General features: G+C 38.2%; 12 protein-coding genes. 3 read left to right on the forward strand and 9 right to left on the reverse strand.

Features of this window, described 5'->3' with window-relative positions:
* Positions 1-8: 8 nt before the first annotated feature.
* From purF to OQH61_RS01280, 6 genes are all read right to left on the reverse strand, one after another.
* Positions 9-1,433 (reverse strand): amidophosphoribosyltransferase, encoded by a 1,425-nt coding sequence (purF, locus tag OQH61_RS01255; protein ID WP_266025419.1) that lies wholly within the window; start codon positions 1,431-1,433, stop codon positions 9-11.
* A gap of 68 nt (positions 1,434-1,501) precedes the next feature.
* Positions 1,502-2,269 carry a 4-hydroxy-tetrahydrodipicolinate reductase gene (gene dapB / locus OQH61_RS01260; RefSeq protein ID WP_266025420.1) on the reverse strand — a complete coding sequence of 256 codons (768 nt, stop codon included), beginning with the start codon at positions 2,267-2,269 and terminating at the stop codon, positions 1,502-1,504.
* A 41-nt stretch (positions 2,270-2,310) separates the two neighbouring features.
* On the reverse strand, positions 2,311-3,246 hold the full coding sequence (gene trxB / locus OQH61_RS01265; RefSeq protein WP_266025421.1) for a thioredoxin-disulfide reductase: 936 nt from the start codon (positions 3,244-3,246) through the stop codon (positions 2,311-2,313).
* A 77-nt stretch (positions 3,247-3,323) separates the two neighbouring features.
* Complete coding sequence (hisH, locus tag OQH61_RS01270; RefSeq protein WP_266025422.1) at positions 3,324-3,977, reverse strand: imidazole glycerol phosphate synthase subunit HisH; 654 nt, start codon at positions 3,975-3,977, stop codon at positions 3,324-3,326.
* Positions 3,970-4,203 carry a hypothetical protein gene (locus tag OQH61_RS01275; protein WP_266025423.1) on the reverse strand — a complete coding sequence of 78 codons (234 nt, stop codon included), beginning with the start codon at positions 4,201-4,203 and terminating at the stop codon, positions 3,970-3,972. Before OQH61_RS01275 ends, hisH begins: the two co-directional genes overlap by 8 nt.
* Before the next feature lie 14 nt (positions 4,204-4,217).
* The gene (locus tag OQH61_RS01280) at positions 4,218-5,108 is read right to left on the reverse strand and encodes a 3'-5' exonuclease (RefSeq protein WP_266025424.1); all 891 of its coding nucleotides are present in this window, start codon (positions 5,106-5,108) and stop codon (positions 4,218-4,220) included.
* Between the two features lie 63 nt (positions 5,109-5,171).
* On the opposite strand from OQH61_RS01280, the gene purH reads away from it, so the two are divergent.
* Together purH and OQH61_RS01290 are read left to right on the forward strand one after the other, a co-directional pair.
* Positions 5,172-6,707, forward strand: coding sequence for a bifunctional phosphoribosylaminoimidazolecarboxamide formyltransferase/IMP cyclohydrolase (gene purH, locus OQH61_RS01285; RefSeq protein WP_266025425.1), 1,536 nt, complete (start codon positions 5,172-5,174; stop codon positions 6,705-6,707).
* Between the two features lie 158 nt (positions 6,708-6,865).
* On the forward strand, positions 6,866-7,588 hold the full coding sequence (locus tag OQH61_RS01290) for a hypothetical protein (RefSeq protein WP_266025426.1): 723 nt from the start codon (positions 6,866-6,868) through the stop codon (positions 7,586-7,588).
* An 83-nt stretch (positions 7,589-7,671) separates the two neighbouring features.
* Here the strand turns inward: OQH61_RS01290 and OQH61_RS01295 are convergent, their stop codons facing one another.
* Entirely contained in the window at positions 7,672-8,736 is a 1,065-nt protein-coding gene (locus OQH61_RS01295) for an ATP-binding protein (protein WP_266025427.1), read from the reverse strand.
* Between the two features lie 1,790 nt (positions 8,737-10,526).
* On the opposite strand from OQH61_RS01295, the gene OQH61_RS09565 reads away from it, so the two are divergent.
* Entirely contained in the window at positions 10,527-10,967 is a 441-nt protein-coding gene (locus OQH61_RS09565) for a methyl-accepting chemotaxis protein (protein ID WP_416232488.1), read from the forward strand.
* On the opposite strand, the gene OQH61_RS01305 is transcribed toward OQH61_RS09565, so the two are convergent.
* Both OQH61_RS01305 and OQH61_RS01310 read right to left on the reverse strand, forming a co-directional pair.
* Positions 10,968-12,725 (reverse strand): ATP-binding protein, encoded by a 1,758-nt coding sequence (locus tag OQH61_RS01305; protein WP_266025428.1) that lies wholly within the window; start codon positions 12,723-12,725, stop codon positions 10,968-10,970.
* The gene (locus OQH61_RS01310) at positions 12,709-14,454 is read right to left on the reverse strand and encodes an ABC transporter ATP-binding protein (RefSeq protein WP_266025429.1); all 1,746 of its coding nucleotides are present in this window, start codon (positions 14,452-14,454) and stop codon (positions 12,709-12,711) included. Before OQH61_RS01310 ends, OQH61_RS01305 begins: the two co-directional genes overlap by 17 nt.
* Positions 14,455-14,462 lie beyond the last annotated feature (8 nt).

Below are 14,462 nucleotides of genomic sequence, written 5' to 3' on the forward strand. Positions count from 1 at the left end.
TTAATGTCTTAATGAGAGGATTTTAAGGGAGCAGGGATTGCTGCACCTGTGGTATAATCATCAATATAGCGTCCATCAAAGCACGCTTTGCACAAAGAGCTATCTTCGCCTATGCTTTTAGTCAAGCCACTTAGAGAGAGGAAACCTAGAGAATCTGCACCGATATGCTTGCGCACTTCTTCTATGCTTTTATTAGCGCAGATGAGCTGTTCTTTATCTGGCGTGTCTATGCCATAAAAGCAAGGCGAAATTGTAGGTGGAGAGCTGATAAGGAGATGAATTTTTCGCGCTCCTGCTTGACGCAAGATTCTAATAATCTGCCTACTTGTCGTGCCTCTCACCACAGAATCATCAATGACAATAATATCTTTATTTGCAATGAGTTCGCGGATAGGATTGAGTTTAAGGCGAACTTTAAGCTCTCTCTCTTGCTGTGTAGGTTCAATAAAAGTGCGTCCTACATAGTGATTGCGGATAAATCCTAGCTCAAAATCAATCCCGCTTTGTTTGCTATAACCAATAGCTGCTGCTACGCCAGAATCTGGCACAGGAATCACCATATCCGCTTGAATCTGATGTTCTTTGGCAAGCTCTATACCCATTTGTTTGCGTGCCTGATAGACATTATGCCCAAATACATTGCTATCAGGACGCGCAAAATATATATATTCAAATACGCAAGAATGTGGCTTTGGCTCAAAAACTTGAATGCTTTTAGGTTGGGAATCCTGCAAGGCATACGCCCCATCAAAAATAATCATCTCACCTGCTTTGACATCTCGGACAAATTCTGCACCAATAAGATCAAATGCACAGCTTTCACTTGCGACAACATAACCCGTGCTTCCATCTTCATTTTGTATTTTGCCTAGACTAAGCGGACGCAACCCATATCTATCACGGACTGCAAACATTTTGCTTCGTGAGAGAAATACAAAGCAATATGCCCCATCAATATAGCTTAAAGCATCAATGATTCTATCAGTAAGCGATGTTTTTTTACTTCGTGCAATGAGGTGAATGAGGTTTTCTGTATCAAGGTAACTTTGAAATATCGTCCCCTCTTTAATGAGCATTTCGCGCACTTCTTTGGCATTTGTGAGATTTCCATTATGTGCGATTGCCATTTCGCCCAAATCATATCGCGCAAAAATAGGCTGTGTGTCATTTATAGAGTCTTCACCCGCAGTTGAATAGCGATTATGTCCGATACTTGAGCGACCTTGCAGTTTATCAAGTCGCTTTTGTGTAAAGATTTTAGTTACTAAACCTGTATTTTTGATAGTTGTGATTTTTGTGCCATTACTTGCAGAAATCCCACTTGCTTCCTGCCCTCTGTGCTGCATTGCAAAGAGTGAGTAATAGCTTAAGAGGGCTGCATTATCAACATTATATACGCCCACGATGGCACACTCTTCATTCCAGCTTTCCATTACTTGTCCTCGTTATATTTTGTATCTGTGATTGTATAGCAACAAAACCAACAAGCAAATCTTAAAGCTTAAATCTCAAGTGCGTCCTCAATACCATAAAGACCATTTTTTTGCTCTACAATCCATTTTGCCATATCAAGTGCGCCTTTAGCGAAAGTGAGACGTGAAGTAGCATTGTGCGTAAGTTCTAAATATTCACCATCAAGATAGAATCCTATTGTATGCCTTCCAGCAACATCGCCTCCGCGCAAGCTCATCACGCCAATTTCATTCGCGCTTCGCTCTCCAATATTGCCATTGCGCCCACTTATGCGGACATCACTCAATTTGAGATTGCGTGCTTTTGCGCAGCTTTGAGCGAGACTAAGAGCAGTCCCAGAGGGCGCATCTTTTTTATAACGATGATGAATTTCGCAGATTTCTATATCACTTTCTTTTAATGTTGCAGCCACTAATGCACCGATTTTATTGAGCATTGCCACACCTTTGCTCATATTTGTTGCATAGAGTATGGGCATCGTATGTGAGGCATTTTCAAGGAGATGTTGTATATCATTATCCAAGCCTGTTGTGCCTATGACAAGCGGTTTTGGATAAGAGAGAGCGACTTCAAGAAGTGCTTTTGTCGCTTCAGGCGAAGAAAAATCAATAATAACATCACTTGATTGTAAGAATATCTCAAAGTCTTTTGTTATCATTGTGCTTGAGGGAAGCGAATATTGTAATTCATTGCGCACATATACACTTGAGAGATTAAAGTGATTGTGATTGAGTATTTCTTCAATCAGTAGTTTTCCTACGCGTCCGGTAGCACCAAAAATCCCCACTTTTAGCATATATTCTCCTTCATAAATATAATGGATTCTATAAAATAATATTATTTATGTTCTAAATATGCAATAGCCTGCAAAGCCGCAGTTGCACCATCTCCAGCTGCGCACACAACCTGTTTAGGAGCAAGTGTGCGGACATCTCCAGCTGCAAAAAGTCCATCTACACTTGTTTTCATTGCTAAATCTACCTTGATACTGCCATATTCATCGCATTCACAAAGCATTGAGCCATCATCTTGTTTAAGCGTAGCTGTATTGACATTATAGCCTACAAAGATAAAGATTCCCATAACAGGGATTTCCTCACTCGTATTTGAATCTGTATGTTTGATTAACACGCCTGTTACGCCTGATGTATCACCTTTGATTTCCTCAACAACTGCAGGAGTAACAATGCGAATCTTATCATTTTTCTTTACGTGTTCAATTGTGCTGGGTGCGGCGCGAAATTCATTTCTCCTATGCACCAAATGCACTTGAGAGCAAATCCGACTAAGATATACAGCCTCTTCAAGCGCTGTATCACCACCACCAAGCACAACAACCTCTTGGTCTTTGTAAAAGAATCCATCACAAGTGGCACAAGTGCTTATGCCTCTGCCCCAAAACTCATCTTCTCCTTTGAGATTTGCTCTTTTTGGGCTACCACCGGCACAAAAAATGACTGCTTTTGCTTCATCAATACTGCCATCAGCTTGGTGAATGTAAAAAATATCATTTTTCTTTGTGATTTGGCTCACTTCACTCATTTTGTGTTGTAAGCCAAAGCGAAAACATTGCTCTTGCCAAGGTTCCATAAACTCCATACCACTGACAATATCTTTCACACCCGGATAATTTTCTATTTCACTGCTCCCTGTAATTTGCCCGCCGGGCATTCCTTTTTCAAAAAGCACCACATTTTTAATGCCACCTCTTGTCGCATACAAACCTGCACTTAGCCCAGCTGGACCACCACCTATAATTGCTAAATCAATCATATTTTGCTCCTTACAAATAATAAAAATTTTCCATTACTATAATAAACTAAAACAACAACTAGGTAAATGGCAAAATATCATAGGGCAAGAAAATTTGCAAGGAGTTTTAAGCCTACATTATGGCTTTTTTCGGGGTGAGCTTGAATCGCAAAAAGGTTATCTTTAGCAACAATAGCGCCAAAGGGATAGCTATAAGTGCATTGAGCGAGGATAAATCTCGGCTGTGTTTGTATATGAAAGCTATGCACGAAATAAAAAAAGCTTCCATCAGCAATACCTGTAAAAAGCTTAGAATCTACTCCTTGAGGCGTAAAATCACAGCTATTCCACCCGATATGAGGCACTTTGAGCGGTGCAATATCTCCAAACCTCACCACTTCACCCTCAATAAGTCCCAATCCTTTATGATTGCCAAATTCTGCACTTTGCTCAAAAAGTAGCTGCATTCCTAGACAAATCCCAATAAGATATTTGCCACTTTGGGCAAATTCTTTAATAGCCTCATCTAAATGAGAATCTTTTAAATGTGCCATTGCATTGCCAAATGCTCCAACACCGGGCAATAAAAGCTTATCATATTCTTGTAGTTTTTCGGGGTGAGATTCTATTTTGACTTCAAGTGTATGCGGCAATATATCGCTAAAATGTGTTTGCACAAAAGTAAAGGCATTTTGCACACTGCCGAGATTGCCTACGCCATAATTAATAATACCAACGCGAAGCTTACTCATTGGCAAGCCCTAAAAGCCATTGTTTATTCTGTGCAATCACATCATTGCTTTTTTGTAAAAGAGTATCACGCACATTTTCCAAATCTACACAAGAGAGAGTGCCCATAACGGCAGGAGAGAGCGTAGTATGCGAAGTGGGGATTGCATTAAGGAGTTGTTCTATCTCGGAGATAAGCTGGGCTTTGGTAGTAATTTCGCCGCTTTTAGTAGTATAAGGGGTATTCATTTCTTTCCTTTGTGTCAAGAATCTGCTTTGAATTTTTGCGCATAAGATTGTATATGTTTTTGAAGGCTTTGAGTGAAAATATCTGAATAAGGCTTATCTTGAGGGAGTTTTTCGCAAAATTCTGCAAGCAGCGCATAATAGTCATTTTCTAAGAGAGTGCCTTTAAGCAATTCATATTTCAAATAGAGCCAATAAGTATTGAGCACATCACTATGGCAATAGTGATTAATGTTCTCAAGTGCCGCTTTTTTGGATTCTAAAGTGTTTTCTCCACCAAGATAAGTTTGATACACTTGCTCGCCGCTCATATCATATTTGCCTACCATATCAAGCATACGACAAAGCGTATTGAGATTGAGCCCACGCACTGCCCCAAATTGTCCCAAGCTATCAAGCAAATCTGTATGAAACATCTCGCTATATCGTTGGCGATAATTATCCCATTTGGTTTTATTATGTGCTGGGTTATGTTGTTCAAAATAGGCATAAGCACTGATATTATAGCGCATAGAGCGTAGAGCAAGAGTAGGTAAGTCAAAGCCTCGTCCATTGAAGCTTACAAGTTTTGGATTATTCTTATTAAAAAACTGCCAAAACTCATTTAAAAGCGCAGATTCTAAATCATCCAAAAACTCTTTTGATAAACAATCTGTGCCCTCTTGCACACAATCTAAAAATCCCTGCCCAAAATGCCCTACTTTACGAAAATGCCCGAAGTCATCACAAAGCACACTGCTTATGCTTATCACACGATGGAAGCACACAGGGAGAAATTCACTTCCGCTTTTTTCATATTGAGCCTTAAATGCGCTTTGTGCGATGTCTAAAGGGTCGCCCTCATAGTCAAAAGTAGCTTGAAGCAAGTCAAAATCTGGGATTGTTTCACAATCAAAGACGCATATCATTTATTGCCCTCTATAAAAAATATAGCTACAATATTACCAAAATTTACACTAATAAGGACAGATATGTATGCGTTATTAAGCGTCAGTGATAAAGAGGGTATTGTAGAATTTGCACAGGATTTAGTGAAGTTAGGTTATAGGATTCTAAGCACAGGTGGCACACTCAAGCTTTTAGAAGATTCTCAAATAAAAGCCATTGATGTGGGAGAATATACGCAGAGTGAGGAGATGTTTGATGGGCGGGTGAAAACCTTGCACCCTAAGATTCACGGCGGGATACTCTATCGCCGCGAATGTGAATGTGATTGCCAAATGGCGCAACAAAAGGGCATTGAAAGCATTAGCATTGTATGTGTGAATCTTTATCCTTTCAAACAAACCATAGAGCGCACAGATGACTTTGGAGAGATTATTGAAAACATTGATATTGGCGGTCCTGCAATGGTGCGCTCTGCCGCAAAAAATTATGCAAGTGTGCTTGTGATTACTGATAAAAATGATTATAAAGACATTATAGAATCTTTGCGCACAGGTAACAACACACTTGAGCTTCGTCAAAAAATGATGATAAAAGCTTTTTCACATACAGCAGATTATGATAGCACGATTGCCAATTATATGAATAAGCGATTTAATGGGGGATTTGGAGAGAGGGTATTTATCACAGGGCAGAGGGTATTCCAAACGCGATATGGAGAGAATCCACACCAAAAAGGCGCACTCTATGAGTTTGGGAGCTTTTGGAGAGAGCATTTTGAGATAAAAAAAGGTGAGCCAAGTTTCAATAATCTCACTGATATAAATGCCGCAATGAAGCTTGCTTCAAGCTTTGGTAAAGATGCAAAAGCAGTGAGTATCATTAAACACGGCAATCCTTGCGGGTTTGCCCTTAAAGATTCACTTTTAGATGCTTATATTCACGCCCTTGCGTGTGATAGCGTGAGCGCGTATGGCGGAGTAGTGGCAGTAAATGGCATTGTGGATTTGCCCTTAGCCCAAGAGATGAATAAAATCTTTGTTGAGGTGCTTGTAGCTGGGGATATTACAGATGAGGCACTTGCAGTCTTTGAGGGCAAAAAGCGTATGAAAATCTTTACACAAAATGCTCCTTATGTATCGCTGCCAAATGATACTTTTGATTTTAAGCATATACAAGGAGGTGTGCTTTTCCAAGAGAGCGATAATGTGCAAGAGAGCGAGATAGATAATGCCACGCTTGTGAGTGAGAGTGCCGCAAGTGAGAATCAAAGGCAAGATTTGAAAATCGCCTATATCATTGCTGCGCTTACAAAATCAAATTGTGTAGCCTATGTCAAAGATGGCGCGCTTGTGGGTATTGGTATGGGTATGACAAGTCGCGTTGATGCCTCAAGGGCAGCTCTTGCAAAGGCAAAAGATATGAATCTCAATCTCAATGGTTGTGTATGCGCTTCAGAGGCGTTTTTTCCATTCCGCGATAGTGTGGATATGGCTCATTGCAATGGCGTGAGCGCGATTATTCAGCCCGGTGGGAGTATCCGCGATGATGAAGTGATAGCTGCGTGCAATGAGTATAGTATAGCGATGTATTTCACGCACACAAGGCATTTTTTGCATTGAAATCTTTATTTTATTGCTGTTACTTTTTATAAAAGTATGTAAAATAATACCCCTAAATTTTAAAAAAAATTTTATTTTCAGCATATTAAAATAATGCCGTGATGTTTTCAATACATTGCAAAGCATCACAATTTATATTTGAATCATAAGGAGTAGTGATGAATTTCAAAAGATTCTTTTTTCCTTTGTTAGTATTAGTATGTGTGAGTTCTTTATATGCTGAGGATAGAAGCGATTTTCGCATAGGTGTAGGTGGTTTGTATAGCTCTTATGATGCTGATACAGGCGGGAGAGATTTTGCTGCCACAGGTGGGTATTTGACTTTTGTAGGCAGAAGTTTTTTCGCAAATGGACGCTTTTGGAGTGAGGGCGGCACAGATGGCATTGCCATTGCTTCACTGAAAGAAAAGGACAGCTCATCAAATAAAACTCTTTATAGGGGTGCTGCACATATTAAATATGGTGTGAATATCACTTCACAAAATGCCCCCATTTATCTTGGCGTAGGCTATTCGTGGGATTTGGGGACACAAAGATTCGCTGATTCTACGCAGTTGGAACATAGTATGCATCTTGTCGGGCTTGATTTGCAAGGCTTTCTCTATGGCAGTGGTAAAATGAGCATTGAATATAATGTAGGCTATTGGTATCCTTTCTATATTGCCTATACCATTGATGATGTGCATTCGCGTGTCAAAGATTATAGCCATATTATTAAAGCACATATTGGCTTTAGCTATAAACTAAGTGAAAATTTTGCTTATTTTATGAATCTCAAAGCAAAATATGATGACTTAGCAAAGACTGCCACAGGCTATGGCGCGAGTTATCCCAAAACGCAAAATCTCACAGGTATGGTGGAGATTGGTTTGCAATTTTAATGCAAGGATATGAGATTCTTTCATAGAATCTCGTGCTGTAATATTAAATGCTGTAATATTAAAATAGAATCTGCCCTTATTTGCTAAAGGGGTAGATTCTCTGCTTCCCACTCAAGCGCGAAGTTAATAAAACTCATTGCTTGATATGTAATATTTTTTATCTTTCCTTTTCCCTCAAAATTTAATGTGATGATATACATATGCGTCTTTTGTGTATATGTAGCGAGTTTGGATTCTATATGTTCTTGTGTGGCAAATGGGAGGAACAAAAAGATACCCAGTGCGCAAACAAACTCTCCCACATCGCCATATTCTATAATATCACTCTTTCCAGTGCGCTCAAGTTTGGCGTAGAGCTCTAATAAAAGCATATTTTCTAAAATAGCAATGAGATTTTTTTCATTTCGCACACAAAGTGGCAGCGTGAAATCATAAAAATAGAGCTTTTTGTTTGCATTTTTTCTATGTGGCACAAGAGAGATGATACCGCATTTTTCAAGAGAACTAAGCCACGGATAAATTTTATCTTTGGAGATTTTGTGAGATTTTTTTAAAAGCGTGTAGATGTGATTGATAGTGAGCTTTTGCCCTTGCATAGACAAAAGTGAGCAAAATAAAGCAAAGTTATTTTTAAGTGCGAGTTTAAGAATCTCTTGTTTGCGCGTGATTTTATAACTTGGTTGCAGTCGCTGGATTTCAGGGAGATTACCCTCTTTGAGGAAAAGATTAAAGAGATTGCTAATGGAGATATTTTTATTATCAAAGCTTACATATTCCTCAAAGCTTAAAGCGCGTATATGTTTAGGCGTGAAGTCTTTTGGGCAGTGTGCTATTGAGGGAGCAATAAGGATAATATGAGAAAGGTTAGGCAAAGAGATAGCAGGTGTGTAATTATCTACAATGAGTAGCTCAAGATTGCGCTCAAGGTAGGATTTGAGAATAAACGCATTGGCAGATTCTATATCAGTGCGGCAATCAGCGCAGTTAATATAAAGCGTCTTTTTATGCCAAACAGAATGAAAAAACGCTAAGGCACTTTTGCCCACAGCGGGCGCACCATAAAGGAAGATTCTATCCTTTTTTAGTCCATATCGGCGAGGCAATATACCTACTACACGTTCAAGATAAGATTTGGATATATCTTGCATACTCTGCCTTTGTTTATGATTTTGCAATTATAGCTAGGTTTATCTATCTTTTTAAGTATCGTTTTTTTTTTTTTTGATATATTTTCATTCAAGCTTTATACAAAACACACTTTTCTTTTTTAGGTTTGGTTAAAGGAGACATAATGAAATTCTTTCGTTCTTTAAGCATTGGTGCAAAAATTATATTAGGCTTTTCAAGCATATTGATTGTTTGTATGTTGGCTGTAACGATTATTATTGTAAAAATTTCTCAAAGCATTCAAATGAATGAAGCAAATAAAATGCTTGTCAATGCCTCCAAACGCGAGGCAAATTGGGTAGGAGGGATTTTTAATGAAATCTATGTCGCAGTGAATGCTTCTAAGGATTTTGTTATACGTGATGTGCAAAATGGCACGCAAGCTATTTTGCAAGAAGATGTGATGGATATGTTTAATAGCAATGAATGGGGGAACTTTGGCTATGTGTATCTTAAAGATGAGCGATACAAAGGCGCAAATATCACTAATCCTAAGCATAAACTGCCTAATGGCGAGTTTATGGTGCTTGTTGTTAATGAGGGGAACAAGAAAAGTCGCATTATCCAAGCAAGTGATGTGATTGCAAATTTTGGGAGTGTGCAAGAAGCTCTAACCACAGGCAAACCAAGTGTGGGCAGACCCTTGTGGGTAAGTATTGATGGGAAAGAATACTTTGGTATGGGGATTAATCAACCTTTAATAGACAAAAATGGCGCAGTAAAAGGCGTTTTAGGGGTATTTATTGACTTATCAACCATTACAGCAACACTCCAAGACCCTAAAAATTCTATTTATAAGGGCGACTTCAAAGGCGTGTATGCGACTGATTCTACTATTGCAGCACACGGGAGAAAGGAATTTTTGGGCAAATATTTGCGAGAAGTCAATCAAAGCCCTACGATGAATGAGCTTAAACACGCTATTGAAAACCAAATTGAGGGGATTTATAGCTATATCAATTCGCTTGGTGAAATGAGCTATACCGCTGTGGCAAATATTCATATCGGTGATAGTGATGATACGAGTGTATGGACGCTTATTGTTTCAGCGCCGGAGGGTTCTATTTATGAATCTGTCTCAAAATTGAGAGCCACAATGATAGGCGCGAATATTGCTATTATTGTTATTGTGATGTTTGCGATGTTTATTTTTATCCGCACGCAAATTGTCGCAAGGCTTAAAAATATTTCTGCTCTGCTCTTTGACTTTTTCAAATATATCCGTCACGAGGTGGATACGCCTCCTGTGCTTTTAACACCAAAGGCAAATGATGAATTTGGCATAATGGCACAAGAAATCAACCAAAGCATACAAGATGTCCAAAAAGGACTAGAGCAAGATAAAAAGGCAATAGAGCAATCTGTCTCAACCGCCAAGGCGATAGAAGAGGGAGATTTAACAGCAAGAATCATAGAGAATCCTTATAATCCACAATTAATAGAGCTTAAAAATGTTCTTAACGCTATGCTTGATGTCTTGCAACATAGAGTAGGGAGCAATATGAATGAGATTCATCGTGTATTTGAATCATATAAAACCCTTGATTTTACGACAGAAGTGCCTAATGCACAAGGTAATGTAGAGAAGACTACGAATATTTTAGGCGAAGAGATTAAAAAAATGCTTCGCTCCTCTGATGAATATGCTAAAAAACTTGTCCAGCAAACACATCATTTGCAAGAATCTATGAACAATCTCCTAGATGGTAATGCCTCTCAAGCAAGTTCTTTGCAACAATCCGCTTCTTCTATTGAAGAAATCTCTAGCTCTATGCACAATGTCAATGAGAAGACGACTGAAGTTACGCATCAAGCAGAGGATATAAAAAATATTGTCGCTATTATTAGAGATATAGCAGACCAAACAAACCTCCTTGCACTTAATGCTGCTATTGAAGCAGCAAGAGCAGGAGAACACGGCAGAGGATTCGCGGTTGTGGCTGATGAGGTGCGAAAGTTGGCGGAAAGAACGACTAAATCACTCAATGAAATTGAGGCGAATGTAAATGTTTTGGTGCAGGGCATTAATGAAATGAGCGAATCTATCAAAGAGCAGACTTTAGGGATTGAACAGATTAATGAGACTATCTCCCAGCTAGAAACTCTTACTGATAGCAATGTGGGTGTAGCAAATGCTACCAATGATATTGCGCAAAATGTCAATCAAATCGCTGATGATATTCTCAATGATGTGAATAAGAAGAAGTTTTAATTAACTTCTAAAACCCATACTTTTAGTGCCATCAAAATTTCCACTTAGCTCGGCTTTGATATGTGTAATAAAGTCTTGTTGCGTAAAAATGGGTTCTTTTTTTGTGGCAACTTTATAGGCGGTATTTTTGATGACAAGACTAATCTGCCCTCCGCTTAAATCATATTCTGCAAGGGCTTTGGCAAGATTTTCTTTAGAATCTACACCAAAATCCGCATTTTTTGGCAGATATTTGAGCCACAAGGCGATTCTTTGCTCTTTATTTGGACGTTTAAATTCAATTTTATAATTAAATCGCCGCGAAAATGCGCTATCAAAGTTTTCTAAAAGATTTGTTGTAGCAATTAAAATACCCTCAAAACGTTCAATTTGCTCTAAAAAAATATTTTGCATTTGATTGTGCATTTTATCTGCACTATTCCCACTGCTTGCGCGCGTGCTAAGAAATTGGTCAGCTTCATCAAGGAGCAAAATAGGCTCATTTTTAATTTTTTTGCAAATTTCTTGGTAGCTATCAAAAATTTTACGCACATTTTTTTCGGATTCTCCCACATACATAGAGAGAATCTTTGAGCAGTCAAAGCTTAACACTTGCTTTTTAAGGCTTTTAGCCAACGCTAGAGCAGTAAGTGTTTTTCCTGTGCCAGCTGCACCATAGAGTAAGATTTTTGCATCAATGCCTTTTTTCTTATCTTTTATCCCCCAAAGTCTAAGCAGCGAAATCACATTGCTATTGACTTGAGCCAAGAGATTATCCAAAATCTCGCGCGTGCTGGAATGTAAAATCACATCATTGATATTTTGTTTTGGTTCTATGAGCTCAAAAATCTCTTGCTCTTTAATGATAGAATCAAGACTGATTTTGGTACGTTTCTTTTTTTTGTTGGGGTGAATGATGTTTTGAAGTATCTCTTCAGGGATAAAAAATGTGCGTGATATGCCTCCAAAAGGATTGAGTAATTCATCATAATCTATCAAACCCTTTTGCACAAGATGGGAATTTTCATCAAGTAAGGAGCGATGTTTGATTTTATCATATTCATCAAGGCTAATAAGCTCAAGCAAGGCGTTCATATCGCGTAGATTCTCTTCGCTACTTGAATATTCCTCTTTAAGCAGAGCAAAAAAGATAACCTGCTCTTTTTGTTCTAAATGATGTTCTTTGATGAGCTTAATGATACTAATGTCTTTGGTTGTAAGCTTTAAACGTGAATTGATAGTATCTTCAAGGAGCTTGAGACGATAATTTGCACGCAAAAGAGAAGGAGAATCTATTTTTTGTGAAAATTTAAGCTCACTCATTTTGTGGAGCAAATCAATGTGTGCAAAGCGATCTTTGAGATATTCAAGATGGTCTTCATAGGGAGTAATTTCGGGCAAATCAACATTAAGTGTGCCATCTTCAAGGAGCTTTAAAAAGGTGTGTGTGAGACAAATATTGTCATTATAGAGCTCAAGGAGTGCAATGTCGGTGAGTTTAGGCTGTAAAAATGAGCTTTGGGTAACCCAACCTAATTCAATCAAATTGCGAATATGAGGCAAAAATGCAAGGCTATGCTCACCTTGTGGGATTGATGTGTCCTTGTGCGGGAAGACTTTAGCGAGCAGGATATGCACGATGAAATCCATTTCTCCCTCAAGTAAAGCTTTTGCCATAAATTGCAAAATTTTCCCCTCATTTTCACTACATTTAAGAAATGCGAAAAGACTATTGCTCTGCAAATCTTTGCACGAGATAAAATCAAGATAGTGTTTCATTTATTATCACCCCCCCCCCGTTACTTCCTAGAATCTCAATTTTGCGCGAACAATGTTCAATTGTGCTTAAGCGGTGAGCAATAACAAGAAGTGTTTTATTGCCTGCAATATCGTAGATTTGTTCCATAATATCGGATTCTGTTTGATTATCAAGTGCAGAGGTGGCTTCATCAAGCACAAGAATCTCTGGATCATCATAAATTGCTCTAGCAATACCTATCCTTTGCTTTTGTCCGCCACTTAGCAAAATGCCTCCTTCGCCCACGCGTGTATGAATGCCTTGATGAGATTCTAAAAAGTCAAGAATTTGAGCTTTTTTGCATACTTCTCTTATTTTTTGCTCATCAAGTTTTGAGCCAAAAGCAATATTTTCTGCGACACTTCCATCAAAAAGATAGATTTGTTGCGGGATATAGCCAATTTTTTTCCGCCAAGAGCGAAGATTGTGATTATTAATGGGCACATTATCTACAAGTAATTGTCCCTTTTGAGGCTTATAAATACCAATGATAATATCTACCAAAGTGCTTTTCCCCGCTCCACTCTCTCCTATAAAGGCGACTTTTTCACCTTTTTTTATGCTAAGAGAGAAATTTTGCAAAATGGGTTTATTATCTACATAAGCAAAATCTATGTTTTTAAGCACGATGGAATGTTGAAAATCACAGGGTTCATTATCTTCGTATTCTGTATGATAGATGAGGTTTTCATATACTTTTTTGAGTGCAGATGTATAATAATTCATATAGTTGAGATTATTGAGAATACGCGAGAGAGCAGGGAGGATTCTATAAAGAGCAAGGGCATACATAGAAATGATAGGAATCACTGCACTCGCATCTTGGTATTTAAAGAGAATGTATGCTACACAGGCAATAAGCACACTAAAGCCAATAGTTTCTAGGATTATGCGTGGCAAAGGCATAAGTGTATGCGTGGTAATTTCGGCTTTTGTGCGCTCACGAGAGATAGATTCAAACGCATCATAAATTTCTTTTTGGTTGCCTTTGAGTTTGATAAATTTGAAGTTTCCAAAGGTTTTAGTGATGATTTCGCTGACTTTGGTATTCACTTCTATATTGATTTTTCCATTATCTTTAATTTTATTTGAGAGGAATTTGAGTATAAAAGCCACTTGCACACCTAGTAAAAGAGTAAGCACTAAAGTCATTTTCCAGCTCACAACAAGAAGCAGTGCATACATAAGCATAATGGTAAAAAATTCAGAGGCAAGTTGTAATAAATTCATCAAATAAAGTGATGTATTATTTGCCTCATTGACAATACTTTGGCGAATTTCATCTAGTTTTTTATTTGTAAAATCAAGATAGCTTAATTCTACACTCTTACAAAAAAGCCGATAAGCGAAAAAATGAAATTTCCCAAAAGCAAAACGCGAGAGTGCATAACTATAAAGTGTATTATATATTGCGCGAAACACATAGAATCCAAGCAATAGCCCACTAAAAGCATACATAAAATGCAGTGTATCGGGCATTTGGAGTTTTTCGTAAATTTCTGCTGAAATCCAATATGAAAAAATCATTTGAGGATTGCTGGCAAAAGTAATAAAGGGCATAATAATGCTAATACCCATTGTTTCAATAAGCGAAAGTCCAATCGTAGCAAGAAACAAAAATGCCAAAATGATTTTATCGCGTCTCGTAGTAAGAGAACGTAACATTGTGAGGCTATTTGGCATATTATGTTGCTCTTTAAGTTTTGGCACAATTTTCC

This window comes from Helicobacter sp. MIT 21-1697 (assembly GCF_026241255.1).
Classification (GTDB): domain Bacteria; phylum Campylobacterota; class Campylobacteria; order Campylobacterales; family Helicobacteraceae; genus Helicobacter_C.

Excerpts from the sequence above, each read along its gene's own strand:
- purF (WP_266025419.1), bottom strand. The coding sequence starts at position 1,433 with ATGGAAAGCTGGAATGAAGAGTGTGCCATCGTGGGCGTATATAATGTT.
- dapB (WP_266025420.1), bottom strand. The coding sequence starts at position 2,269 with ATGCTAAAAGTGGGGATTTTTGGTGCTACCGGACGCGTAGGAAAACTA.
- trxB (WP_266025421.1), bottom strand. The coding sequence starts at position 3,246 with ATGATTGATTTAGCAATTATAGGTGGTGGTCCAGCTGGGCTAAGTGCA.
- hisH (WP_266025422.1), bottom strand. The coding sequence starts at position 3,977 with ATGAGTAAGCTTCGCGTTGGTATTATTAATTATGGCGTAGGCAATCTC.
- OQH61_RS01275 (WP_266025423.1), bottom strand. The coding sequence starts at position 4,203 with ATGAATACCCCTTATACTACTAAAAGCGGCGAAATTACTACCAAAGCC.
- OQH61_RS01280 (WP_266025424.1), bottom strand. The coding sequence starts at position 5,108 with ATGATATGCGTCTTTGATTGTGAAACAATCCCAGATTTTGACTTGCTT.
- purH (WP_266025425.1), top strand. The coding sequence starts at position 5,172 with ATGTATGCGTTATTAAGCGTCAGTGATAAAGAGGGTATTGTAGAATTT.
- OQH61_RS01290 (WP_266025426.1), top strand. The coding sequence starts at position 6,866 with ATGAATTTCAAAAGATTCTTTTTTCCTTTGTTAGTATTAGTATGTGTG.
- OQH61_RS01295 (WP_266025427.1), bottom strand. The coding sequence starts at position 8,736 with ATGCAAGATATATCCAAATCTTATCTTGAACGTGTAGTAGGTATATTG.
- OQH61_RS09565 (WP_416232488.1), top strand. The coding sequence starts at position 10,527 with ATGCACAATGTCAATGAGAAGACGACTGAAGTTACGCATCAAGCAGAG.
- OQH61_RS01305 (WP_266025428.1), bottom strand. The coding sequence starts at position 12,725 with ATGAAACACTATCTTGATTTTATCTCGTGCAAAGATTTGCAGAGCAAT.